We start from the raw sequence: 25,231 nt of genomic DNA on the forward strand, positions 1-25,231 counted from the left end.
TAAGATAATATTGCAGAGAGATAGCTCAACTCTTTGCCCTCTGCCCCTTTCTATTTGTGTTCTCTATGGTTAAAATGAATAAAATAACAAATCCCAAGAACCAATTATGATTACTGCTGTTAAAAGATGAATGAGTTATTATTAATGATTGAATTGTGAATGAAGGAATGAACCAATAACCAATTGAACTAATGACCAATGAACTAATATACTAATGAACGATTTAAAACTATATATGATTTTACTGGGCTCGAAAGCCCCAAAGCGAAATGTAGAGCAGCACGATTACTTCTTCGGCATCGCCCATTCACTTAAAGACCTCGTGCCCGAAATTAAAGCATTTTGGCCGGGAACAGGTACAAGCCTGCACATTGATGGCTGGCGGGAAGTAACCAAGGTTGATGATTATGAAATCAATATTAAGTTAAGAGATGAGCATACGCCGCCATCACTACATAAATTGTTCTTTATCAACCTGGGGGGCTATTTATCCAACAAATTATACGAACAGCACCATATTGTACTATCGGTGCACGATGAGCGTGCCAAAGCCATACAGGATGCGAAGAAAACGGTTTTTTTTAAAACCAATTCGATAAAAGGTGCCAATTCGCATATCGACGAAAAATATGGCATCGATGTAGATGATATATATAAAATTGAGGATATTTTAAGTGAAGAGGCGAAACAGAAATACCATATCGAAATAAAACCATCTTCAGAATTACCTGAAGATGAGATTCATTTAGGCTATTTTAAGTTGGAGAAACTTTAACGATTATTTTTTAACGAGACTTTTTAACCAAACCACCAGATCATATGCAGCTTTATCGTTTTCGAAGCCCATTTCCTTTGGTAAACGGCCATTTACATATTCATTGTACAACCATGGGTCGGCAATGGCAATCACATTTCCTTTACCAAATTTGGTGGATGCAATAACCGTTGCACCGGCAGCATTTTTCAATACCGGTTTTGCCCCGTTTTTGGTATCGATAGAACATACATCTTTCATGAATATTTTTTTGGCCGTTTTAAACACCGGATTATTTTTGATCACGATGCCGCCATCTTCAAAATGTGCATCATCAATTACATGGTTCTGCATTTCGTTCGTAAAATGCATGCCAAATACATTGGCTAGTTTATTAAAATGCGGCAATTCTACATTTGCGCTATCATTGGCAAACATCACCAATACCCCACCCTGCTTTACCCATGCAGAAATTGCAGCAATATGATCAGCCTCTATGTAATTTGGTTTAGGGTTTTCTTTCGGACGATCGGGATCTACAATTAAGTAAACATCACTTCCTTTTAAATTGGCCGATGTTGGTGCTGCTTCAAGCGAATCTAATTTAAAACCTTCTTTCTTAAACACATTGCCAAGAATAGAAAAACCACTCATTGCCTGTTCACTCCACAGGTAATGAAAACGGACCTCTTTACCTTGTTTATCCTTACGGGTTTCGCGGTTAAAAAAATAATCAAGTGTAACGGTTTGTGCACTCGCCAAAATAGATGAACCTGTTAAAAGCCCAAGCAAACAAAATCTAAAAAGTAGTTTCATAAAATCGTAATATGATTAGAAAACCAAAAATATAAATTAAAAGGGCAATCAATCCATTAGCACACAAATTTCAACCATATTGATAGATTTTTAATCCAGATCGAATTTTGCAACTGTTTGCCAACATGGTTGATATCAATAAAAGTTTTATGCTGATGAACGGTTGTTTGTGTTGTATCTGGCATTTTAATGTGATGTTGATTTAGAAAAAACATTCAGTACCACTACTCCGGCAACAATCAAACTAATGCCTATAATAGCAGGAAGGTCTAATTTATTTTTAAAAACCACAACAGATATAATGGCTGTTAAAACAATCCCCAATCCACCCCAAATGGCATAAGCAGTACCCAGTGGGATCGATTTTAAAGCAATAGACAGGAAGTAGAAACAAAGCAGATAAGCCACAACAGTAACAGTCGATGGAATGAGTTTAGTAAACTGATTGCTTGCATTTAAAAAGCTCGAACCGATTACCTCTGAAATAATGGCCAGGGACAGGAAAAGATATTTCATACTTAAAGTTTTATAAGTGTTTCTAAAATCTGTTGCTTTTTTTGATCGCTGATATCGTAAACCCCAAGGTTATCCGAATACCATAGCCCATCAGCAACGAGCATCACAATCAGGTGTTTTATACCTTGTTCGCCATCATCACCATTGCCAATATGCAAACTAAACCATTCATCCCAGCCTTTACGGTATTCCGGATTAACGAGAATCACCTGAGTAATGATTTTCATCGTCCTCCTGTAAAAAAGGTCGTTACTTTTACCAATAATAAAACGCAGATAAGCTAAACTTCCTACTTCCTTACCCGATAACTTCTTTTCTTCTACAATCCATTCGGTTAGTTCGGCAAGGCTCTGGTTCATCAGTTCTTTAAGCAATTCTTCTTTGTTCCGGAAATGATGGATAATCCCACCCTTGCTCAAACCCGTTTTATCGGCAATGGCCTGAAAAGTAACACGGTGCCAATCTGATGCACCAATTTCTGCAGCCGCAGCCAAAATGAGCTGTTTGCTTACTTCAGGCTCCTTTTTTCTTTTGTAGGGATTTTCCATTATTCAAAGATACCGAACATATGGTTTGTTTGCAAATTATTATTATATTTGCATTGCAAAATTCACAAATCAGTTCGAAAATATGTCTACCTATATTACCATCATCTCCACCGTCATCGAAACTTCTAACGATACAAGTCTTATTGCACTGGCCATTGCAGGGCTGGATGATGTTTCTGAATGGTCAATCGATCTGGAAGACTGCGATAAAGTAATCCGAATTGTTTCAACACAAGATATCGGGATTGAATGCTGCGAAAAACTGGCACTATTAGGGATAAAAGCATCAGTAATGCAGGTTTTTGATGATCGTTATCTTTTAATGTAAGGTAAGCATGGCGGCAGATGTTACCATCTGCTGCTCTCCAGGTTTAACTAATGAATGGTCTAAACCTGTCAGATGGTAACATCTGACAGCACGAAAAAGCTAACTGTTTATGCCCATGGCATACAATATAATGTTTACACCGAATTTGGTATTATCTTCAGCTAAAAAGCGTTTATTTCTGAAATCATAATCCCATTCACAGCCATAATCTTTATTGCTGTACAACACCCCGATCCGGTTGTTAATGGTGATGGCTTTAAGGTAATCGTGTACCAGATCATCACCCCAGCCGTTTAACTCAAAAGAAGTTGTGGGAGGACCTTTCTCAAACTTGAAAAAAGAATTGTAAATGCCATGGTTGTTGGGGATCTTTTTCAGCGCCTGCGGCCCGAACAGGTTACTCATCTGCGTTTCAAACGAACGGGCAAATAAGCCGTCGATATCATGATTGCAATCGTCAACAAAAACGAAGCCTCCATTATGCACATAAGTTTTAAAATTTATGGCTTCCTGCTGGCTAAATTGCACCAGTTTATGCCCGCTTAAATAGCAGAAGGGGTATTTAAATAAATCGCGACTGCTTAACTCTACAATCTTCTCTTCTTCATCCAAAGGAATGGTGGTATATTCCAGAAGAGAATTTAAGAGATTAGACGGCATGCGCTGATCGGTATCCCAATCACCTGAATTATATTTTAACCTCGCAAATGTAAATTTTGCTCTTTGCACAGCATAAAATTACCTTCATTTTTTATTAAATCAGTTTTTTATCCTAATTATCGTGTAAATTTTTTGATATTTTTTCTTTTTAGCTAAAAACTATCTGCCAATATGCGCTATATTGAAGCACCATATCGTCAAACTAAAAAAACCAACCATTTTGGAGCGTTCAGAAAGCAACCTAAAAATATTGATCGATAAGATCTCCCTGTTAAAAAGCGAAATACAGAAAGTAATTGTAGGTCAGGATGTGATCATTGAAGAAATGCTGATTGCATTAATGGCCGGCGGGCATTGCCTGCTGGAAGGTGTGCCGGGTTTGGCAAAAACTTTAATGGTGAGGACCATGTCGCAGGCTTTAGATCTTTCTTTCAGGAGGATCCAGTTTACACCCGATTTAATGCCTACCGATATTGTGGGCACCGAAATACTTGAAGAAGACCATGTAACCGGAAAACGCTTTTTTAAGTTTAACCAAGGTCCGTTGTTTGCCAATATCATTCTGGCAGATGAGGTGAACAGAACTCCACCCAAAACGCAATCGGCCTTACTGGAGGCCATGCAGGAATTTGAGGTAACCTACGGCGGACAAACCTATCCTTTAGATCGTCCTTTTTTTATTTTGGCTACCCAAAATCCGATCGAACAGGCCGGAACCTATCCCCTGCCCGAAGCACAGTTAGACCGTTTTCTGTTATATATTAAAATCGGTTACCCTACCGCAGCCGAGGAAACACAAATTTTAAGCAGTACCACAGGCAGCAAAAAAGCGGTAATCAACCCGATTATCGGTGCAGAAGAAATTAAGGAATTACAGGCCATTACCCGTGAAGTTAACATCAGCGATGATCTGATTACTTATGTTAGTGACCTCATCCGTGCTACACGCCCTGATACCACAACAGTAAGCTTCGTAAAAGAATGGGTACGTTGGGGGGCTGGTCCGCGGGCTGGGCAAGCCTTAATTTTAACAGCCAAAGCAAGAGCCTTATTTAAAGGCAGATACGCAGTAATTTTAGAAGATTTACAGGCCATGGCTTATCCGGTACTGCGCCATAGGGTATTAATGAACTTTAAGGCAGAGGCCGAAAATGTGTCATCAGATAAGGTTACAGAGGAACTGATTAAAGCCATTTCGAAACCAAAAGCGAATATTTAATGAGTAAACTGCTCGATCCTAAAATATTGATGGCCATTAAAGACCTTTCATTATCGGCTAAAATGACGATTGATGGGTTTATGAACGGCATTAATAAAAGTACTGTAAAAGGGCCAGGATTGGAGTTTAGCCAATACAGAAGTTACCAGCCCGGTGACGACCTGCGTTCGCTCGATTGGAAAATGTTTGCCCGTTCCGACCGTTATTACATCCGCGAATCGGAGGTGGAAACGAATATTGCCGTACGCATATTAATTGATGCCAGTGCTTCTATGAACCATAGCGATGGTGATTTTACCAAAATAGACTACGCTAAATACCTTGGTGCATCTTTGGCCTACCTCGCCAATTTGCAAGGTGATGCGATTGGTTTGTATGTACTGAAAAACTCCGGCATTTTTTCGATGACACCCAAACAGGATTATCAGCATTTGGCCCGATTATTTTACCAGTTGGAGCAGATTAATCCCGACGGAAAATTTACCAAACCCATTCATTATAAAGAACTGTTTGCCGGTGCCCAAAAACGTGAACTATTGATTTTTGTAACCGATCTCTATCAAACTGATGATGAAATTATCAAACTGTTAGATACATTGAATACCCTTCGGCACGAAATTGTAGTTTTTCATGTGGTCTCCAGAAACGAGCTCGATCTGGATTTTAAAGGATTTAGCACTTTCGAAGACCTGGAAACAGGAGAAACCATTCAGATTGATCAGGCAAAAGCCAGGGTTGCATACAAAAACAAGCTTACAGCCTATTTTGAGGAAACAAGGATTAAAATGCTTGATGGAAGAATCTTTTATCGAACCATTTGTACCGATGAACCTTTAGATCTGGCTTTGAGAGATTTTTTAAAACAAAGAAGTAAACTTAGAATTTAAACGGTGCAATTTTTATATCCCATAGGTTTACTGGCGCTTGCAAGCTTAATGATCCCGCTCATTATCCATTTGTGGAATGTGAAACAGGGCAAAACCATTAAGATTGGTAGTATTGCTTTTTTGGGCGAAAGCTCGAGTGCAAGTTCGAAAAGTTTTAGGATTAACGATTGGCTTTTATTGGTACTGCGCTGTTTGCTACTTATACTGCTGGCATTTCTTTTGGCACAACCCTATTTAAAAAAAACAATACCGGTTAATAATAAAACAGGGTGGGTTTTGATAGATAAAAACAATTTCCCTCAGGTTTACAAAGCCCATCAAAAAACAATAGATTCCCTGCTTAAAAAAGGTTATGAAATCCACGATTTTAACTTAGGTTTTGTACAATTAACGCGAAAAGATACAACTGCTAATCAAATCAAGCAGCACAATAATCTAAGTTACACAACCTTACTTAGTGCCGCCAATCAACTGATTCCTCCGGCTGCTTCTGTTTATCTTTTTGCCGATCACCGCCTGAACCGTTTAGGTAACGAATTGCCAACTGTAAATTATAAGCTGAAATGGATTCCGCTGAACCAAAGCGATACTTTAAGCAGCTGGATCACCACCTATTCGGGGAAGAAATATGAAGCAAAATCAAATCCATCAAATACAACTTATCAAGCTTTAAATCCTCAAGATGAAGCACCAATAAACATAGCTATACATGAAGCCGCTGGCATTACAGATAGTAAATACCTAATTGCAGCCCTAAAGGCAATAGCCAGTTTTACCAGGCGTAAAATTGTCATCAATCCAACTGATGAAAAAGCAGACCTGGGTTTTTGGTTATCCGATGAGGCTGTTTCTGTAAACTTTAAATCTTCAATTGTACCAAAGGGCACCTTATTTCGATATGAAAAAGGAAAAGTGCTTACCGCACCGTCGTTTATTAACCTTGATGGCCGTCAGATTAAATTGAGTAAAAGAATTGAGTCAAATAATGAGGCAGAAAAAATATGGAACGATGGTTTTGGAAATGCAATTTTGGCAAAGGAAAAAACAAATAATTTGAACATTTTTCATTTTTACAGCCGTTTTAATCCACAATGGAGCGAACTGGTTTGGGATGGATTATTTGTAAAGGCATTGATGCCAATTGTTATTCAGGATAAAAACCCGGATAGTTTTGGCTTTGAAAATAACCCTGCTGATCAGCGTGTTTTATCACCTAAACAAAACGAAACAATTGAGATCAGCAAAAAGCAGTCTTTAACAAAAAACACTCAAAACGAGGCACTTGCGACTCTGTTTTGGGTAGCTGCTTTATTTATTTTTGTTACCGAGCGTATCTTATCATTCAGAAAAAAACCACAATATGTTAAAAACTGAAGGACAAAACTGGATACGTAGCTTAAAGATAAGGTGGATCAGTTTTTACCTGATCAGCACCATTGCCATCGCTTTGGCTATTGCTTTGCTGTTATCGGTTACGGGCTTTTATCTGCTACATTCCCCTGCCTGGATTTTTGCAGCTATTTTTCCTCTTATACTTGCTATTTTATTATTTAGCAAACCTGTTTGGAAGACCACCGACCTTGACGTTTCGAGATTTGTAAACAACCATTATCCCGAACTGGAAGAAAGTGCCGATTTATTGCTTCAAAACGAAACAGCGTTATCTATGTTGCAGCAACTGCAGCGCAACAAAATAGAAAATATCATCCCAAATTTGGCACAGCCAAAAGAACCTCTTAAGAGATTATATTTTGGCTTAGCGATACTTGCTGTGGCTTTGCTCATCAGCTTTGGAATTACAAAAATCCCTCAAATTAGCAAAACAGATTCCATCATTCAGGAAAACAAAAATCAAGTTCCTACGATAAAAGAAAATATACCGGCAGAAATTTCCGCTTTCAGCGCCACCATTATTCCACCAGCCTATACAGGAAAAGGTGAACGTAAACAAAAACAATTTACTATTGCTGCCGAAACAGGTGCAACAGTCAGCTGGAAAATTGAAACGAACATTGGTATCAAAAAGCTAAAACTTATTTTTAACGATAATGAAAGTATTTCCTTAAAAGCTTTAAATGCGGCACATACACAATGGATTTATAGTAAAACGATCAATAAATCTGGATTTTATCAGCTTGATCTTGATGGCAAAAAATCAGATCTCTACCAGATGGAAGTGATTCCAGATCTGCCGGTTACCATTAAAATCACACAGCCAAAACAGCATACTACGATTGATATCGGTCAGCCACAAAAATTCGATCTGAAGGCATCGCTTAGCGATGACTATGGCATTAACGATGCTTTTATATCGGCAACTATGGCCAGTGGAAAAGGCGAAGGCGTAAGTTTTACAGAAAAAAAACTCTCTTTCAATACCAGCTTCGATAACAAGAAGAATATTTCATTAAATAAACTCATCGACCTAAAAAGCCTTGGCATGAAACCAGGTGATGAACTTTACTTTTTCATTAAAGCGATGGATAACCACGGGCAATCGAGCCGTTCGGATGTCTATTTTGTTTCAATTGTAGATACTACGGAACTTATGAGTTTGGCAGGCATGACCAACGGCGTTAACCTGGTTCCTGAATATTTCAGAAGTGAACGGCAGATTATTATCGATACTGAGAAATTATTAAAAGAACAATCAACATTACCCGCTGCAACTTTTAAAACCAGAAGCAACGACCTGGGGATTGATCAAAAATTATTAAGGCTACGTTACGGACAGTTTTTAGGTGAAGAAAATGAAACCGAAATCGGCGGTGATCATGACGACCATGATGAACATGCTGAGCATAAAGCTGAAAGTGAAAAATTCGGTGATGTTAGCGCTATTATGGATAAATATGCCCATAAACATGATATTGCTGAAGATGCCACCTTCTTCGAACCCGAAATGAAAGCGCAGTTAAAAGCTGTTTTAACTGAAATGTGGAATGCTGAACTGCGTTTACGAACTTATAAACCGCAGGAAGCTTTACCTTACGAATATAAGGCATTAAGATTACTCAAAGATTTGCAACAGAAATCGCGGGCTTATGTAGCGAAGACCACAGTTAAAGTTTCAGCTTTAAAACCGGAGAAACGCTTAAGCGGAGAGCTGGATAAAATTACACAGCCTGTGCAGAAAATGACTTTCGAGCAAAAAGAAAAACGAACGGTTTATTTAAAAACGGCACTTGCCTTATTAGAAAGCAGAAAAACAGGTAAAAACTTTACCGGGCAAGATCGGTTTTTGCTTGGCGAAACAGAAAAATATATGATCGGTGCCGCAGCAGATCATCCTTCAACCTATTTAAATGCCCTAGCAAGCTTAAGAAAGCTGATTACAGGAAATAGACCAACGATTAAAGACATCGATCTGGTTCAACAGGCCATACAAAAAATGATTAATGTCGAACCGGCCAAACCACAAGTGCAAAATACTGCCCCGGCTTCGGCCTTGTACCAAAATTATTTTAATAACCTAAATAAAGCCGGCAGATAGATATGGAATTTAACTACATCGCTATGCTGGCTGGTTTTTTATTAATGACCTTTTTGCTCTACAAAGAGGTTCGCAGGGCTAATCAAGCCAGGTTACTATGGCGAATTTTAGCAAACATAGTGGCTGTTGGCTGTTTCGTTCTGTTAATTGTACCGATCAGATATGAAACGCATCTAAAACAAAATCCTGATGAAATCATTTTACTCACTGAAGGTACAAACCTTGATTCAGTTGCAAACTTAAAAGGGAAAAAATATACGCTTCCTTCGGTAGATTTAAAAAACACAAAGGCCACAACCATTGCTGATCTTTCTTATTTCCTAAAATCGAATCCCAATATCAGAAAACTAAATGTTTATGGTTACGGTTTAACTGCAGCTGAATTGGAAAATCTTAAAGGATACCAGATCAGCTTCCACCCTTCAGCAAATCCTACCGGTATCATTGCTGCCAACTGGCCAGCCAAATTAAAAACCAGCGAACCGCTTCAGGTTCAGGGAATGTACCAAAATACAACGAAGGAAACGGTTAAACTTTTGCTTAAAGGTTTAGGTAAGGCGGTAGATTCTGTCAATATCGAAGCAAATGCTAATAAATCCTTTTCATTCAAAACAACACCTAAACAAACAGGGAAAGCTGTTTACCAGTTACTGGCTTTGCAGAAGAATGATACATTGGCTAAGGAAGCTGTTCCGGTACAAGTGGGCAACCAGGCATCGATGAAAGTGTTGATTCTGGCATCTTTTCCTGATTTTGAGTATAAATTTTTAAAAAACTGGCTATACGAAAATCAATATCCACTGGCTTTCAGAAGTCAGATCAGTAAAAATAAATATGCTTCCGATTTCCTGAATATGGACAGTATAAACCTCAGCCAGATTAATGCTTTATCCTTAAAAAAATTCGACATCCTCATTATTGATGAAGAAGAATTAGCAGCCATAAGCCCCGGCGAGAGGTCCTCGATAAATATTGCAGTTAATAATGGAATGGGCTTATTAATCAGGGTAACAGACTCAAAAGCTTTAACAAGGCTAAGTGGTAAATCCAACAGGTTTGAAATTCCTCCTTTAAAAGGAAAAACACTTAATTTAATGCTTGCAGAGGATCATTTCAAGTTTAATCCATTGCCGCTTGAACAAGGATTATTTTTAAAGACAAACCAAAATGAGCAGTCGGTTATTACCGATGCAAGCGGAAAAACGCTGGTAAATAGTAGCATTAGTGGCTATGGTAAAATTTTGACTTCGAGCATTTCTTCAACATACAACTGGATACTTTCAGGAGAAAAAACAGATTATGCTGCCTATTGGTCTAAACTTTTGGCCAATGCGGCAAGAAAAAGAAACGATATGCTGACTGTAAACATCATTCCTCAATTCCCTGTTGTGAATCAAAAAACGAGAATAATTACAGATTTATCAGTAGCGGGCAAATTACCAATTTTGAAGGTCGATGACGTTCAACTTAACCCACGACAAAATATGGAACTTCCTTTCCAATGGGATGCGCTTTATTGGCCAAAAAAAACAGGCTGGATCGATTTACAGGTAAACCAAAACATCGAGCCCATATATATTTATAAAAAAACCGATTGGCAGGCACTTAAAAACCAACAAAATTTAAACGATACGCATCAATTTATCAAGAATTTAGGCACAGCTGTAAATAATACGCAGTTAAAAGATGTGGTTATAGAAGAAGAGATCTCAATCTGGTGGTTCTTTACAGGATTTTTACTCGCGGCTGCCTTTTTATGGTACGAATCGAGAATTTTGGCTGTTTAAAGAAGTCGTGTTGCTGTCATCCTGAACGCAGTGAAGGATTACTCACCGATATAAAATGGACTGATAATAAACCCTCCGACTAAGCTCAGAACGACTAATTGCCGGGGATGCCCCGCATTTGCAATCACTTAATAAAAATAAAAGATTCATCACTGCGTTCAGAATGACAATGAGGAAAAAAACACAAAAAATCTGTGTTTATCCGTGTTCATCTGTGGTTAAAAACATCTTTTCACAAAAAATAGTTCCTTTTTCAGCTTTGAAACTAAAATGTTATAATCAATTGGGCCTTTTTAGCCTCAAAATTGGCTATATTGAGATCGTAAACCTACTAAACTGAACCAATTGAAAAGAAAAGATTTCCTCTACTTATCCGGAATGGGTATGGGTGCATTACTCCTGCCCGACCTTTCTGCATTCGGAACTCCTATAGACCCTTTACAGGCTTTAGATGGAGTGGATGTAAAAATTAAAAAGGAACTGGCCGATGTTGCCCTTAATGCTGCAAAATCAAAAGGTGCAACCTATGCCGATATCCGCATCGGACGTTACCTGAACCAATTTGTAGCCACACGCGAAAAACGTGTTCAGGGTGTTGCCAATACCGAATCGTATGGTGTGGGTATCCGCGTTTTGGCCAACGGGTGCTGGGGTTTTGCCGCAACAAACAATGTAACCAAAGATGCCATTGCCAAAGCCGCCGAACAAGCTGTTGCCGTTGCAAAAGCCAATGCCAAAATACAGGGAGAACCTGTTCAGCTAGCCCCCCAAAAAGGTTATGGAGAAGTAAGCTGGAAAACACCGATCGAAATAAATGCCTTCGAAGTTCCGGTAAAAGAGAAAGTAGACCTGCTTTTGAACGTGAATGATGTGGCGATGCAGAATGGGGCCAACTTTGTAAATTCGGTTATTTTTGCTGTTAATGAGCAGAAATATTTCGCCTCTACCGATGGTTCTTATATCGATCAGGATGTTCACCGCATCTATCCTACTTTCAATGTAACCAAGGTTGACCGCGAGTCGGGTAAATTTAAAACACGTAATGCCTTAAGCGCACCAAGCGGAAAAGGATACGAGTATATGCATGCACGCCCCGAAGATAAAGTTACCGGAATTGTAACCCGTTACAAAGACCGTTACGATATGCTTGAAGATGTTAAAGAAGCAGCCCGTGTAGCCAACGAAAAAGTAAAAGCAAAATCGGTTGAACCGGGAAAATACGATTTAGTATTAGATCCTTCGCACCTCTGGTTAACCATCCACGAATCTGTTGGTCACCCTACCGAGCTTGACCGTGTTTTGGGTTACGAAGCCAATTACGCGGGTACCAGTTTCTTAACTTTAGACAAATGGGAATCGAAAAAATTCAAATTTGGAAGCGATAAAGTAAACATTGTGGCCGATAAAACGCAGGTAGGCTCTTTAGGTGCTGTGGGTTATGATGATGAAGGCGTAAAATGCAAGAAATGGGATCTGATCAAAGACGGGGTTTTGGTAAGTTATCAGGCCATACGTGATCAGGCACACATTATCGGGTTAACCGAATCAAACGGTTGCTGCTACTCGCAGGGTTGGGATGATGTGCAGTTCCAACGTATGCCAAATGTCTCACTTCAACCGGGCAAAGAAAAACTAAGTGTGGATGACATGATCAAAAATGTAGAAAAAGGCATTTACATCATTGGTGATGGCAGTTTCTCGATCGATCAGCAACGCTACAATTTCCAGTTCGGCGGACAGATTTTCTACGAAATTAAAGAAGGTAAAATCGTGAGCATGCTCAACGATGTAGCCTATCAGGCCAATACACAAGAGTTCTGGAACTCCTGCAATTCGATCTGCGATGCAAGCGACTACCGTTTAGGTGGCTCGTTCAATGATGGAAAAGGTCAGCCTTCGCAGAGCAGTGCCGTTTCGCATGGCAGTTCTACAGCGCGGTTTAATGGAGTTAATGTTATCAATACAGCAAGAAAAATATAATTATGGCCATATTAAGTAAAGAAGAAGCCCAGGCGATATTAAAAAAAGTAATTGGTTTTTCTAAAGCCGATTTCTGCGAAGTGAGTTTAAATGGTTCTGACGGCGGAAATATCCGTTATGCACGTAATGCCGTTTCAACCGCAGGACAGATCAGTACCATGAGTTTAGGGGTAAGCTCAACCTTTGGTAAAAAAACAGGTGTAGCTACCATCAACGAATTTGATGACGCCTCTTTGCAAAAAGTGGTGAAAAGAGCAGAAGAACTGGCCATGCTGGCACCAGAAAACCCAGAGTTTATGCCACCGTTAGGTCCGCAAACCTTTGCAGAATCGAATACCTTTAATGCTAAAACTGCTGCCATGACACCTGATACCAGGGCAGAAATGGTTGGAAAAAGTTTAAGTGTATCAAAAGCAGCCGGTTTAGATGCCGCAGGTTTCTTAGAAAATTCGACACGTTTTAATGCCATCCTAAACTCTAAAGGTTTATTTGCCTACAATAAAGGTACAGATGTTTCTTTTTCGGTAACCGTTAGAAACAAGCAAGGAACGGGTTCTGGTTATGTTGAGCAAGGTTTTAATGATCTTGACAAAATGGATACCCTTGCCCTCAGCAAAATTGCAGCAAGCAAAGCCAATGGTTCTGCAGGAGCAAAAGCCATCGAACCGGGAAAATACACGGTTATTTTAGAACCACTTGCAGCCAGCGATATCATTGGCAACATGTTCAGGGGATTTGATGCCCGAAGTGCCGACGAAGGTCGGAGCTTTATGAGCAAAAAAGGTGGTGGTACACGTTTAGGAGAGCAATTGTTCTCAGAAAATGTAAATATCTATTCTGACCCTATGAATACCGAAATTCCATCTTCAACCTGGAATGGAGACGGTTTACCTGTAAAACGGACACAATGGGTAGAAAAAGGCGTGGTGAAAAATCTTTCCTATTCGAGGTATTGGGCCGCACAAAAAAATGTTGAGCCGCTTCCTTTTAGCCGCAGCATGATTATCGAAGGTGGAACACAATCGTTGGAAGATCTGATCAAAAGCACTGAAAAAGGCATATTGGTTACCCGTTTCTGGTACATCCGCTCAGTAGATCCGCAAACATTATTACTGACGGGATTAACACGTGACGGTACTTTTTATATCGAAAACGGCGAAATCAAATTCCCGATCAAGAATTTCAGGTTTAACGAAAGTCCGGTAATTATGCTCAACAATGTAGAGGCTTTGGGTAAACCCGTGAGAACAGGGAGCGGATTGATCCCACCAATGAAAATCAGGGACTTTACTTTTACTTCATTATCAGACGCGATTTAAGGAAGCAATTCCCACCAAAAAATCCGTCATTGCGATGTACGAAGCAATCTTAATGCGCACGCTGGTAGCGATCGTTGTAAGATTGCTTCGTTGTTCCTCCTCGCAATGACGATTCTACTATGAATGACGACCTTTTATTATAAAAATTAAAAATTGAGAAGAAGAGATTTCCTATACATGACAGGTGTTGGCCTCGGCGCCAGCATGATACCCAACATCCCTGCCTTTGGCAAAATTATTTCTGTTGAAGAATCTTTAACCCCTGTTGACGTTGCCTTAAAGAAAAAAATGGCCGATGTTGCCCTTAACGCAGCTAAAAGCAAGGGTGCAACTTATGCCGATGTGCGCATAGGCCGGTACCTGAACCAGGTTGTGGCCACCAGGGAAACACGGGTAGAAAACATCTCCAATTCCGAATCTTATGGTTTGGGTGTACGCGTTATAGCCAACGGAAGCTGGGGCTTTGCCGCCACCAACAATATGGATGATGCCAGCATTGCCAAAGCCGCAGAAGCTGCCGTAGCCATTGCAAAAGGGAATTCCAAACTGATGGAAGAACCTGTTCAACTGGCTCCTCAAAAGGGTTTTGGCGAGGTAAGCTGGAAAACTCCTATCGAAATCAATGCTTTTGAAGTGCCCATTGCCGATAAAGTAGACCTACTTTTAAAAGTAAACAGCGAAGCCATGAAAGGTGGTGCAAAATACATCAGCTCCAATCTTTTCATGATCAATGAGCAAAAATACTTTGCTTCTACTGATGGTTCTTATATCGATCAGGATATCCACCGGATATGGCCAACTTTTACGCTGACCAAAACCGATGCGGCAAGTGGTAAATTCGAAACCAGAAATGCTTTAAGCGCACCAATGGGTATGGGTTTTGAATACCTGAAGCCGAAAGACGAAGAAAAAATTAAAGGCGGTCAGGTTACGATGTACAAAAAGCGTTACGACATCCTCGAAGATGTACGTGAAGCCGCCGTACATGTTGACGAAAAATTAAAAGCAAAACCCATTGCCCCCGGCAAATACGACCTTGTATTGGATCCTTCGCACCTGTTCCTAACCATTCACGAATCTGTTGGTCACCCGACCGAACTCGACCGTGTTTTGGGTTACGAAGCCAACTATGCCGGAACCAGCTTCCTGACATTGGATAAATGGGAATCGAAAAAATTCAACTTCGGGAGCAAAGAAGTAAACATTATTGCCGATAAACTGGAAACAGGCTCTTTAGGCGCGGTAGGTTACGATGATGAAGGTGTAAAATGCGGTACATGGGATATTATTAAAGATGGAATTTTGGTGAATTACCAGACCATACGCGATCAGGCACATATTTTAGGGTTAAAAGAATCGCAGGGCTGTTGTTATGCAGATAGTTGGGATAGTATCCAGTTTCAAAGGATGCCCAATGTTTCCTTAGCTCCCGGAAATGCGGCTTTGAGCGCAGCAGATATGGTTAAAAATGTAGAAAAAGGCATTTACATGTTCGGCCGGAATTCTTATTCCATCGATCAGCAACGTTACAACTTCCAGTTCAGTTCACAACTGGCCTACGAAATTAAAGAAGGTAAAATTGTAGGCATGTTTAAAGATGCTGCTTACCAGGCCAATACCCAGGAATTCTGGAACTCCTGCGTGCAGCGTTGCGACAAAAACGATTACAGATTGGGCGGAACATTTTCGGATGGGAAAGGTCAACCAGGGCAAGCAAGTGCTGTATCACATGGCAGCGCCACCACCCGTTTCAATGGGGTTAATGTGATTAATACAGGGAGGAAGTTGGGGTAAGTTTCAAAAAAACTCGTCATTGCTTCGTCGGCGGAAAAAGCCTTCTCGCAATGACGACCGTGAAAAAATCTTAAAAAACAAAGGGGCATTCTATCCAGAAATGCCCCTTCTTCTAACCAAATATAAACCTGTGAGCCAGGAGTTTTTTTATACATCTAATGATGATGTTAATATGCGTTTTAATAATATAACCTACTGAAACCATATAACATGGATACAGGCTGTTTAAACAGCTGTTATCTTTAATGATCTATAACGGGAAACGGTGTGTTTACTTGTTACCGGTTAATTTATAATCTATTACTAGATCAGTTTGAGCACTTTTTCCTATGGAAAGTTGCTAGAAGTTCAACGAGTACTGACTCTCCCTTCTTCTGTATAAATCAACTAATTAATGGTGGTGAATTAATTAGAGCAATAACCTAAACTAGTGGTGGTGATTAGTTTGGGCTGTTCCTGATACCCCGGCAACTTATTGACTGAAATACATGACCACCATAATATTCTATCAAAAGGCCCCGGGGTACCAGGATTTTTAAATGAGAATATCTGAATGAAAACCTTTACCAGGTGATCCGTATCTTAGTTTATATTAGCGGCAACAACAGTTATACTGACCGGAAAAATTGATCAGAAAATATGACTGAGGTTGTGTGCAGAGTTTCATATTGAACGTAAATTTGCTGGTGAACTGTTTTAATTTTTTGTAAAAGTATAAATTTTGAACAATTTACACAAGTATTCCTATAGATTTTATAGACTTTATTTATAACACACTGATTGACAGACTTATTTTTTACAATTTTAGTAATTTAAACTGTATTCAGGTTTTTATTTTAACCACAGAGCCCACTGAGAGAAACCACGGAGTGCACAGAGGCTGATTAATTCCATCATCCATTTTACATCTTCCGTAACACGCTGTCATTCTGAACGCAGTGAAGAATCTTTTAATTATGGAACACAAAAGTAACTGTGTGAAAGATCCTTCGTTGCACTCAGGATGACAATTACAACGAAACATCGTCATATTGACTGAAGCGCAGTCCTGAATATTCGAGAGAGATCTACCTTGAGACAGATTTCTCTACTACGGTCGAAATGACGGCGCAATAAAACAAGGCAATCAAACAACTAAAAATCAACACATTAAACACAAAAATAAAAATCAAAAATCAGAAATCTCAAAAAAACTACTATTTCTATAGAATTTATAGTAATTATTATTTACCTTTGCTGTGTCTTCTTCGAAAAGTGAATGAATAAGCTGATTGAAAAGACCGCATAGTCATGTGGCCGAGTGGCGAGGTAAAGGTCTGCAAAACCTAGTACGGCGGTTCGATTCCGTCCATGACGTCTAAAATTGTATTACATACTTATCAAGAAAGACGGAGGGAATGGCCCTTTGATGTCTTAGCAACCTGTTTTTAATAAGGTGCTAATTCCATCTGCAGATAGCAGAGAAGATGAGTTTGAAAATGGTTAATGCGACCATTTTCGGCGAATGACCAACGGCTATCCCTTCTTTCTGAAACTGGTAAACTAAATTTTAAGAAATGTCAGTTCATTTTGATTACCCATCAATCAGGGATTTTTTTGAAATCCACGGAAATACTTCCTACGAAAAATTAAACGACTATGAACATTGTAAGGCAGAATCAGACCGCCTTTATAATGAACAGCTCAAACAAAGTGAGGGAGAAATCCAGACTAAAGATCAAGAAAAAACAGAAACCTAAGATAAACTATAAATGCATTCTAAACCACCAAAATTTTCCATTCTGACTAAAACTTTATTTTCTATTGTTTCGTTGATTTTCATTTTTTCAAGTCAAACCTGGGCACAAACAAAAGATCCCTCCCCTATCAATTTTCCTACGCCCAAAAATGTAGATAACATGTTGTTCTACCTGCAGCGAGATCCGAATACCAATACACTTATTTATGCCTTAAATTTAGAAAAAAATGGTAGTCTCAACGCTGATAATCCCATTCAGGTATATTGGATCCGTTACGGTGAAAAGGGGCAGAAGAAAGATCTTGGTTATATTCAACGCAAATTTGCTTATGGGATAGATGTGAAAACCTTAGGAACAGATAAATACGAATTTCGATTTGTATCGCACAAAAAGCTACCTTTTTACCTGCAAAAATCCAGTGATAAAAGTTATCATGCATCGGTCACTATTAATAACCATACGATTAAGGTTAACCGCTTATTTATCAGGATACAGGGTGGAAGTTTTTGGCTTCCAAACGTAAAATACGCAGAAGTGGAAGGCACAGATGAAGCCACTGGTAAACCGACTGTGGAACGGATAAGTGTGAAATAATCCGTGTTTTCCGTGCATATGTGGTTAATTAACCAAAAAGAACGCTCCCCTGCTGTTATTCTGAACGCAGTGAAGAATCTTTTAATGAAATGGTAATTATATTGCTAAAAGATTCTTCGTTGCACTCAGGATGACAAACTGCAAAATAAAGTCTGTTGGAAGAAAAAAATATATTATTTGGCTTCTCTCCTATTATCAATTGCGGTGCTAAAGGTTTTATTAAACTCTCCTTTTATCCATTGTACTTTTCCAATATCACGCATATCGGGTGCAATAATATAATTCCCGGTTTCACTATCAACGATAACCACCATACTACCCGCATTTACTTCGGTATGGTACCTTCCTCCGGTCTGATCCTGACTGTTTTTAAAACTGATGGCGGTGAACATTAATCCAGCGCCTAAAAATCCCAACAAAAGGGATTTTGTGTCTAATGTGATTTTCATATTCTTAAGATTTTATTTGTGTCTAAAATCAAGATAAGATTTTTGAACGTCACATTTTCATTCTATCAGAAATATTGCAATTTGCTCAAAGTTAAATTTTAAACATAAGATAAGTTATGGCTATAGCAGTGAGGATAATGATCAGCAGTTTGATCAAAAAGCTTCTGAGTGAGTTTGAATGACTGATTGAACTACCTGAAATGATATTTTTAATATCGGTATCTCTGCTCTCCAGCACATGATTGCCACCAACCTTATGCTGCATCAACTTTTCAACATAATCTTTACTTTCTGCCAGCCCCAAGCCTGTAGCATCTTTATAATATTTAATGGCATTTAACTTGTTGCCCTGGCTTAAGATAGCCAATACCTGATCATCCAGATTAGCCGGATTTATTGTGGGCTTCTGGAACCCAACCTGTAAGCCATCTATATAATCTTTCGCTTCCTTTAAACCGCAGCGGGTATGATCGATAATTAACTTTACTGCCAATATTTTCTGATTATTAGCGATGAGTAACTTCGCTTCTTGCTGTAATTCGGGACTAACATTAACCATAAGTTTAAGTTAACTAAATATTTAAGATTTAATACAAAGGGATGTAAAAAGCAATTAAAATTAAGTTAGCTTTACAGCCATAACGCTACGAAAACCTTCCTCTTAAAAACATTTGGGCTTAGTTCAGTTATAGAAAATAATTCCCTCAATAAACCAGATGAATTACAAAATCCTTTTCTTTATCCTATTTACAGGCCTTTTTACCAATGCAAGTTTTGCACAGAAAAGCCCCTCCATTGCACCCGACAGTTTATATAAAGCAATTGTAAAAGCAGACAGCCTTTTATTTAATGCCTTTAATAACTGCGATACATTAACCTATAGAAAATTCATTAAAGATGATCTTGAATTTTATCATGATCTGGGCGGACTTGCTGTTGGTGCAGACATAGAAATGTTGTCGATTAAGGAAATGTGCGCACGTGGGAACCACATCCGCAGGGAGTTGATCAAAAGCAGTTTAGAAGTGCACCCTTTAAAAGGTTATGGTGCTGTCGAAATTGGCATTCACCGATTTTACCATACCAATAAAGGGCAAAAAGAAAAAATCAGCGGAACCTATAAATTTGTGCAGGTTTGGCAGTTAAAAGATGGGCTTTGGAAATTAGCACGTGTAATCAGCTATGGCCATGATGAAATGCATAGCGATTAATTAAAAAACCAGGTTCCCATCGTGGATCAATGATTTAACCGGAGATACCCTCGAAACGGCTTCAGCAGAGCAACTCGCATCAACCAGCACTAAATTGGCCTGATCTCCCGTTACCGGCCATTGCCTTTTTCCTTTATCATCCAAAGGAAGAATATTACCTGTAGCCAGTTTTAATATCCTCGAAAGTTCAAATTCTGTACGGTAACCGTAAATCTGCGCAGCGATATTTGCTTTTTGTAAAATACTCCCAGTGCCAAAGGTATTCCAATGGTCTATAATGCAATCGTTACCTGCAAGCACCTCTACACCATGTTTGTAAAGTGTTGGGATTGGCATTGGGTTACCCGAAAGTGGAATGGTAGAGGCAATCCCCATCTTGGCTGCGCCAAGCTTTTCGGCAATTTCTTCAGTTTTATTTTTATCAAGATACCTGAGCGCAAAAGCATGACTCACATAAGTTTTACCTTTTAAAACCGGATTTTCATTCACTTTATCAATCAGGTATTCTATGGTTTTAATTCCAGATTCTCCTGCTTCGTGAAGATGAATATCAATGCCTTTTCCGTTATCAAGGGCCAATTGAACCACAAAATCCATTTGTTTTTCAATGCCACCATCAATGGAAGTTGGATCAAGTCCGCCGATAAAATCGATATCCATTTTGGCAGCTTCTTTTAGCAGATCAGCCGATTTGGTGTAGTAAATGCCATGTTGAGGGAAAGCTACCAATTCGGCCCTAAAAGATTTATTTTTATTTTCTAATGCCAGCTGTAAATGTTTTAAAGAATCCAGTTGAGAAGTAGGATCGATATTTACATGCGAACGGGCATAACTGGTTCCATACGATTGAAGTAAACCGATCAGCTTTTCGGTTCGCGGAATGGAGGTTTTTAACAACTCTGGGATGACCTGTTGCTCGAAAGCGATCATATCCTTAACAGACTTGTTCTTTTTTAAATGCGCCTGCCAGGGTAATCCATAATAGGTTTTATCCAGGTGGATATGCATGTCCCTAAAAGCCGGGAGCATCAACAATCCTTTTGCATCAACCGCTTTTGTTTTGGGCTGATTGGGCAGCACATTTTTGATTTTACCATTCTCGATCTCTACAGTAAAAAGTTCAGTTTTGGTATGGATTACTTCATCCTGATCATATTCAAATCCCGTTTCGAGCCTTACATTTTTAAGGATAAGGGTTTTATCCGCAAAATTTTCTTTTACCATTTCATTTGCCTTTGTCTCTTGCGTGGAAGGGATATAGGTACTGGCCAGCAAAATAGAAGAGCTTCTGATAAAATCTTTTCTGGAGATCGATTGTGGATTCATTGCAACAGGTTTTTGTTAATACAAATGTAATGCTCAATCCATTTTTTGAGTGGTAGGATTTATTTCAATAATTGTATTATTTATAACTTTAAGCAATTATTTTCACAATTAACAACATAACTACAGCTCAATTCATCACTATCTTCTAAAAGCATGTGGTGTAATCTGTGTCTGTTTTTTAAAGAATTTGGAAAAATAAGCCACGTCATAAAAGCCAAGATCAAAGGCAATGGCTTTAATTGGTTTTTCGGTAGTTAATAAAATCCGTTTAGCTTCGAGGATCAATCTTTCATAAATCAAAGCCGTAGCCGAAACATTTAAATGCCTTCTACAGAGAATATTCAGATAATTTGCCGAAATATTTAATTGATTGGCATAAAAAGGAATCAGTTTCTCCGTTTTGTAATGGGCATCGATCAGCGACCGATATTTAAACAGTATCGGTTTTGTTTGATAAACGGTTTGATTATTGAAAATGGTTTCCGCTTCCTGGCTGATCATCAGGGCAATTAGCCTGGTTCTGGTCTGGATGATTTCCCACAATATTATGGGCTTTGCAAGTTCATTTTTAATCTGCTTAAACTCATATAAAATATTATGATAGGCTTTTTCACTTAAACTGATCACCGGATAATTCTGGTACAGAATTAAAGAAAACCGCAAAGAATTAGCTAAAGTTTCGAATATGCTTCTGCTGATCATCAATTGGTGCGCATAGGTTTCTTTGTTGAGTTCCCATTTGTGGATCTGCTCTGGGAAGAGTAAATGCAACTGTTTTCCGGTAACCTGGTGGTCTATAAAATCGATGCTGTGAGCCCCACTTCCCTCTTCAAATAACATAAAAAGGAAAAAATCGTGCTTGTGCGGTTTTTCAATATGCCTTTTCCCGATTATTTCATGATACAATAAATTATTCCCCGCATTCTGACTGGGCCAAAATTCGCTGATATCGAGCGTGGGGAAATTTGTAATCGCATCCATTGGGGAAAATTAACATTTTGGATGGAAAATGGAAAGGGATGGATGATGGAAATGGATGATGGAAAAAAAATAGAACAAGGTGCCACTCGTAACAATCCAAAAGAAAATCGTCATTCCCGCACAGGCGGGAATGACGATCGGTTATAGCTATAAGAGAGCCTACAATTTTTATTTTTTCACCGGCGCAAGCAAACCAGGATATAAAATTCCGTCTGTTTTAAGGTTCAGGTTTAACAATTTTGCAATTAAGGGAGCAATATCTTCCTGCCCCATTAGTGGCAGTACCGTGCCTTGTTTAATGCCTTTACCAAAAACAACAAAACCGGTTTGTATTTCTTTAAAATCAGTAGGCAGATAACCATGTGTACCACCACTTGCCGGGGTAAGCATTTCGCCCGATGCGGCAGCACCAAAACTAAAACCCTGATTTGCAGCCAATGCGATAAATGCATTCGGATCGCCCTGTGCTTTGCTTATTGCTTCTTTATCCAATACGTGAAATGTTTTTTTGATACCTTCAGGAAGTTCGTTTAAAGCCAGTTTAACTTTTTCTAAAGTGGCTTTATCTTTTGGATCCCTTAAATGCAGGAAAGAAGAACCGCCACTCTGTTGAAAATAAGCTTTCCAGGCTTCCCTGTTTGTATCGCTGTATAAGCCCAATTTGGCCAGCATTACATTTGGATTAACCTGGGTATGGATATCTACAAAACCGTGGTCGCCTGTAATAATGAAAGTGGTGTTTTTACTGATACCGGCAGCTTCTGCAGCATCCATAATGGTTTTAACGGCTACATCAGCACCAACGATAGCCGATCTTACTTTATCGCCATCACGACCTTGTTCGTGCTCAAAATGATCGAGCAATGCAATATGCAAAGCTAAAAAAGCCGGTTTATATCTTTTCAGGATATAAGCAGCCATTCTCGATTTGTTCTGATCGCTGGTAAAAAAATCGATCGAAGCACCAAATTCTCCAAATTTACCAATGGCATTATCCTGAACTTCCTGAAAAAGTTCTTTAGGGTTCGATTCCTGCAGCATGGCTTTAATTTCGTCTTTCTTTTCGCCTTTACCCTGTGGTAGAATGACATACTCAGGCAGGTTATAATCAATCGGTGCACCCACAGTAACCGGCCAGCTTACACCTGCGGTGGTTAAACCAGCATCTTTAGCAGCTGTCCAGATGGTGGGTACTTTAATATCTTTGTAATACCAGAACCATTTGCCCGAAATACCCAAAGGCTCAACCGGCGTATTATAATAAATACCATGTTTAGCAGGCAATACGCCACTTACAATAGTGGTATGTGAAGGATAAGTTACTGTTGGAAAACTACCTCGTACACCTTCTGTATAAGAACCTTTGTTCATCCCCTGACGCACGTTAACCATGCCCCACTGCGGATCTAAATAAAATTCGGGACGTAAACCGTCTATACTGATCAATACTACGTGATTCTCCTGGGCTGATAAATACCCTACTGAAAGCCAAAGCAAGGCAATCAGCGAAACTATTTTCTTCATAAAATTATTTTTACGCGAAGGTATTTGAGTAAGATGCCGTTAAAGTTGTATAAACGTTAACAAAATATTAAGGGGAAGTAACTTTGCAGATAGGATAAAGTGAATCGTCATCTCGACTGAAGCGTAGCGAAATGGAGAGATCTATAATAGATTTCTCGACTGCGTTGCACTTCGCTCGAAATGACGACTAAACAAAAAACATTAACTAATAAACTTCTTTTTACGCTTAAACCAAAGTAATGCGCCTGTAACAGAAAGAAATCCTGGCAATAATCCAAGCAATACATAAAATGATTTGAGCACATTACCGCCAAAAGCACCGATATGAAGCTGGTACATCCAGGCATCGAACCGAGCAGCGAAAGGTTGTTTTTCGATGATACTCGTCTTCAATAATTCCCCGGTATTTTGATCGAAAGAAAACCCACTCGCCTTGCCCCGATAAAGTAGATTTCCGCTGCCGGGCATGTGTCCGCGAACCTGAACCGGAATTCCCGGTGTGGTAGGGATATTCACCGCAATGGGCTCAAAGCCTTTAACCAGTTTCCTCGAAGCAGCAACAAGTGAATCGATATTTACTTTTACCAAAGTATTTTCAACCGGTGGGTTTATTTTCCATGTTTCGGGATTAAAATGTTCACTGTTCATCCAAAAACCTGTAAAAAACAACAATGCGGTAAACAACATTGCCCATACCCCAACAATTCGGTGCAAAGAGGAAATAGCCGTCCTCGAATTTTTAAAGTTAAGGCCTGCTTTAAAACGAAGAGCATCCCAGAAATGTTTCCGATACACAACTATGCCTGTTAATAGTGAAAGCAACATAATTAAGCCGATTATCGCTGAAAAAAGTTTGCCGGGCATCCCCAATTGTAAACTGTAATGCAGCGAATAAAGCCAGCGAAAAAACGAGGGCTGAAGAGCTGCATAACTGCCCTCTTTTAAAATTTTACCCGAATAAGGATCGACACAGATATAGTAAAGGTAATTTTCGGTCATCTGCTGCTGATTCAGGTAAACCATAAACTCATAACTGTCGTATGCGTTAACAGGAAAATCATGCAGTACAATTTTCTTCAAATTAGGATGAGACCGTACCAAATTTCTATAAATCCCATCGGCGCCCAACATTTTCCCTTGGGGTGTAATGTGGTGTAGTTCAGGATTGAAATACCTGTCCAATTCACCACGGAACATGAGCATAGAGCCGGTGATCCCATAAAAGAGAAAGAACAGCCCGGCCATCAGGCCAAGCCATCCATGTAAATTGAATGCCCATTTAGTGAAGCTGTTCTTTCTTTTCATC

General features: G+C 39.2%; 24 protein-coding genes, 1 tRNA gene and 2 riboswitches. Of the genes, 15 read left to right on the forward strand and 10 right to left on the reverse strand.

From position 1 onward, the window contains the following. Positions 1–214: 214 nt before the first annotated feature. On the forward strand, positions 215–775 hold the full coding sequence (locus U859_RS0108720; RefSeq protein ID WP_025143010.1) for a DUF1543 domain-containing protein: 561 nt from the start codon (positions 215–217) through the stop codon (positions 773–775). A gap of 3 nt (positions 776–778) precedes the next feature. Here U859_RS0108720 and U859_RS0108725 read toward each other — a convergent pair whose 3' ends face one another. From U859_RS0108725 to U859_RS0108740, 3 genes are all read right to left on the reverse strand, one after another. Then, positions 779–1,570: a DUF4350 domain-containing protein gene (locus U859_RS0108725; RefSeq protein ID WP_025143011.1), complete on the reverse strand. Its 792-nt coding sequence runs from the start codon at positions 1,568–1,570 to the stop codon at positions 779–781. 186 nt (positions 1,571–1,756) lie between these two features. Continuing rightward, positions 1,757–2,086: a DMT family transporter gene (locus U859_RS0108735; protein WP_025143012.1), complete on the reverse strand. Its 330-nt coding sequence runs from the start codon at positions 2,084–2,086 to the stop codon at positions 1,757–1,759. A 2-nt stretch (positions 2,087–2,088) separates the two neighbouring features. Further along, positions 2,089–2,634, reverse strand: a complete 546-nt coding sequence (locus tag U859_RS0108740; protein ID WP_025143013.1) for a TetR/AcrR family transcriptional regulator — start codon at positions 2,632–2,634, stop codon at positions 2,089–2,091. An 82-nt stretch (positions 2,635–2,716) separates the two neighbouring features. Here U859_RS0108740 and U859_RS0108745 point away from each other — a divergent pair, with 82 nt between their 5' ends. Further along, the gene (locus tag U859_RS0108745; protein ID WP_025143014.1) at positions 2,717–2,962 is read left to right on the forward strand and encodes a hypothetical protein; all 246 of its coding nucleotides are present in this window, start codon (positions 2,717–2,719) and stop codon (positions 2,960–2,962) included. A 99-nt stretch (positions 2,963–3,061) separates the two neighbouring features. Here the strand turns inward: U859_RS0108745 and U859_RS0108750 are convergent, their stop codons facing one another. Further along, positions 3,062–3,691, reverse strand: coding sequence for a DUF4159 domain-containing protein (locus tag U859_RS0108750; RefSeq protein WP_025143015.1), 630 nt, complete (start codon positions 3,689–3,691; stop codon positions 3,062–3,064). A gap of 151 nt (positions 3,692–3,842) precedes the next feature. On the opposite strand from U859_RS0108750, the gene U859_RS0108755 reads away from it, so the two are divergent. The 11 genes from U859_RS0108755 to U859_RS0108805 all read left to right on the forward strand — a co-directional run bounded on the left by U859_RS0108755 (position 3,843) and on the right by U859_RS0108805 (position 18,434). Continuing rightward, the gene (locus U859_RS0108755) at positions 3,843–4,841 is read left to right on the forward strand and encodes an AAA family ATPase (RefSeq protein ID WP_025143016.1); all 999 of its coding nucleotides are present in this window, start codon (positions 3,843–3,845) and stop codon (positions 4,839–4,841) included. After that, on the forward strand, positions 4,841–5,728 hold the full coding sequence (locus tag U859_RS0108760; RefSeq protein WP_025143017.1) for a DUF58 domain-containing protein: 888 nt from the start codon (positions 4,841–4,843) through the stop codon (positions 5,726–5,728). Before U859_RS0108755 ends, U859_RS0108760 begins: the two co-directional genes overlap by 1 nt. Before the next feature lie 3 nt (positions 5,729–5,731). Then, the gene (locus U859_RS0108765) at positions 5,732–7,102 is read left to right on the forward strand and encodes a BatA domain-containing protein (RefSeq protein ID WP_162799903.1); all 1,371 of its coding nucleotides are present in this window, start codon (positions 5,732–5,734) and stop codon (positions 7,100–7,102) included. Further along, positions 7,089–9,221 carry a DUF4175 family protein gene (locus U859_RS0108770; protein WP_025143019.1) on the forward strand — a complete coding sequence of 711 codons (2,133 nt, stop codon included), beginning with the start codon at positions 7,089–7,091 and terminating at the stop codon, positions 9,219–9,221. The genes U859_RS0108765 and U859_RS0108770 overlap by 14 nt, the downstream gene beginning before the upstream one ends. 2 nt (positions 9,222–9,223) lie before the next feature. After that, entirely contained in the window at positions 9,224–11,008 is a 1,785-nt protein-coding gene (locus U859_RS0108775) for a hypothetical protein (protein ID WP_025143020.1), read from the forward strand. 345 nt (positions 11,009–11,353) lie between these two features. Continuing rightward, positions 11,354–12,988, forward strand: a complete 1,635-nt coding sequence (locus U859_RS0108780; protein ID WP_025143021.1) for a TldD/PmbA family protein — start codon at positions 11,354–11,356, stop codon at positions 12,986–12,988. Positions 12,989–12,990: 2 nt separating this feature from the next. Beyond that, entirely contained in the window at positions 12,991–14,307 is a 1,317-nt protein-coding gene (locus U859_RS0108785; RefSeq protein ID WP_025143022.1) for a TldD/PmbA family protein, read from the forward strand. 153 nt (positions 14,308–14,460) lie between these two features. Further along, entirely contained in the window at positions 14,461–16,101 is a 1,641-nt protein-coding gene (locus U859_RS0108790; RefSeq protein ID WP_025143023.1) for a TldD/PmbA family protein, read from the forward strand. 287 nt (positions 16,102–16,388) lie between these two features. After that, a riboswitch (SAM riboswitch) is annotated at positions 16,389–16,486 on the reverse strand. A 901-nt stretch (positions 16,487–17,387) separates the two neighbouring features. Next, positions 17,388–17,458: transfer RNA gene (locus U859_RS0108795), tRNA-Cys, on the forward strand. 16 nt (positions 17,459–17,474) lie between these two features. Further along, positions 17,475–17,574, forward strand: a riboswitch (SAM riboswitch). Between the two features lie 83 nt (positions 17,575–17,657). After that, positions 17,658–17,840, forward strand: coding sequence for a hypothetical protein (locus U859_RS0108800; RefSeq protein WP_025143024.1), 183 nt, complete (start codon positions 17,658–17,660; stop codon positions 17,838–17,840). 12 nt (positions 17,841–17,852) lie between these two features. After that, positions 17,853–18,434 carry a DUF4833 domain-containing protein gene (locus tag U859_RS0108805; RefSeq protein WP_025143025.1) on the forward strand — a complete coding sequence of 194 codons (582 nt, stop codon included), beginning with the start codon at positions 17,853–17,855 and terminating at the stop codon, positions 18,432–18,434. 173 nt (positions 18,435–18,607) lie between these two features. Here U859_RS0108805 and U859_RS0108810 read toward each other — a convergent pair whose 3' ends face one another. Both U859_RS0108810 and U859_RS0108815 read right to left on the reverse strand, forming a co-directional pair. Beyond that, positions 18,608–18,883: a hypothetical protein gene (locus U859_RS0108810; RefSeq protein ID WP_025143026.1), complete on the reverse strand. Its 276-nt coding sequence runs from the start codon at positions 18,881–18,883 to the stop codon at positions 18,608–18,610. Between the two features lie 91 nt (positions 18,884–18,974). After that, the gene (locus U859_RS0108815; protein WP_025143027.1) at positions 18,975–19,442 is read right to left on the reverse strand and encodes a ribosomal protein L7/L12; all 468 of its coding nucleotides are present in this window, start codon (positions 19,440–19,442) and stop codon (positions 18,975–18,977) included. Positions 19,443–19,599: 157 nt separating this feature from the next. On the opposite strand from U859_RS0108815, the gene U859_RS0108820 reads away from it, so the two are divergent. After that, positions 19,600–20,094: a nuclear transport factor 2 family protein gene (locus U859_RS0108820; RefSeq protein ID WP_025143028.1), complete on the forward strand. Its 495-nt coding sequence runs from the start codon at positions 19,600–19,602 to the stop codon at positions 20,092–20,094. On the opposite strand, the gene U859_RS0108825 is transcribed toward U859_RS0108820, so the two are convergent. After that, on the reverse strand, positions 20,095–21,420 hold the full coding sequence (locus U859_RS0108825; RefSeq protein WP_025143029.1) for an amidohydrolase: 1,326 nt from the start codon (positions 21,418–21,420) through the stop codon (positions 20,095–20,097). Between the two features lie 138 nt (positions 21,421–21,558). After that, entirely contained in the window at positions 21,559–22,401 is an 843-nt protein-coding gene (locus U859_RS0108830; RefSeq protein ID WP_025143030.1) for an AraC family transcriptional regulator, read from the reverse strand. 21 nt (positions 22,402–22,422) lie between these two features. On the opposite strand from U859_RS0108830, the gene U859_RS32475 reads away from it, so the two are divergent. Continuing rightward, positions 22,423–22,548: a hypothetical protein gene (locus U859_RS32475; protein ID WP_262496788.1), complete on the forward strand. Its 126-nt coding sequence runs from the start codon at positions 22,423–22,425 to the stop codon at positions 22,546–22,548. Positions 22,549–22,569: 21 nt separating this feature from the next. On the opposite strand, the gene U859_RS0108840 is transcribed toward U859_RS32475, so the two are convergent. Both U859_RS0108840 and U859_RS0108845 read right to left on the reverse strand, forming a co-directional pair. Next, positions 22,570–23,925, reverse strand: coding sequence for an alkaline phosphatase family protein (locus U859_RS0108840; protein ID WP_025143031.1), 1,356 nt, complete (start codon positions 23,923–23,925; stop codon positions 22,570–22,572). A gap of 201 nt (positions 23,926–24,126) precedes the next feature. Continuing rightward, positions 24,127–25,230, reverse strand: a complete 1,104-nt coding sequence (locus U859_RS0108845) for a PepSY-associated TM helix domain-containing protein (RefSeq protein WP_025143032.1) — start codon at positions 25,228–25,230, stop codon at positions 24,127–24,129. Between the last annotated feature and the right edge of the window lies 1 nt (position 25,231).

The organism is Pedobacter jeongneungensis (assembly GCF_000633455.1).
Lineage (GTDB): Bacteria > Bacteroidota > Bacteroidia > Sphingobacteriales > Sphingobacteriaceae > Pedobacter > Pedobacter jeongneungensis_A.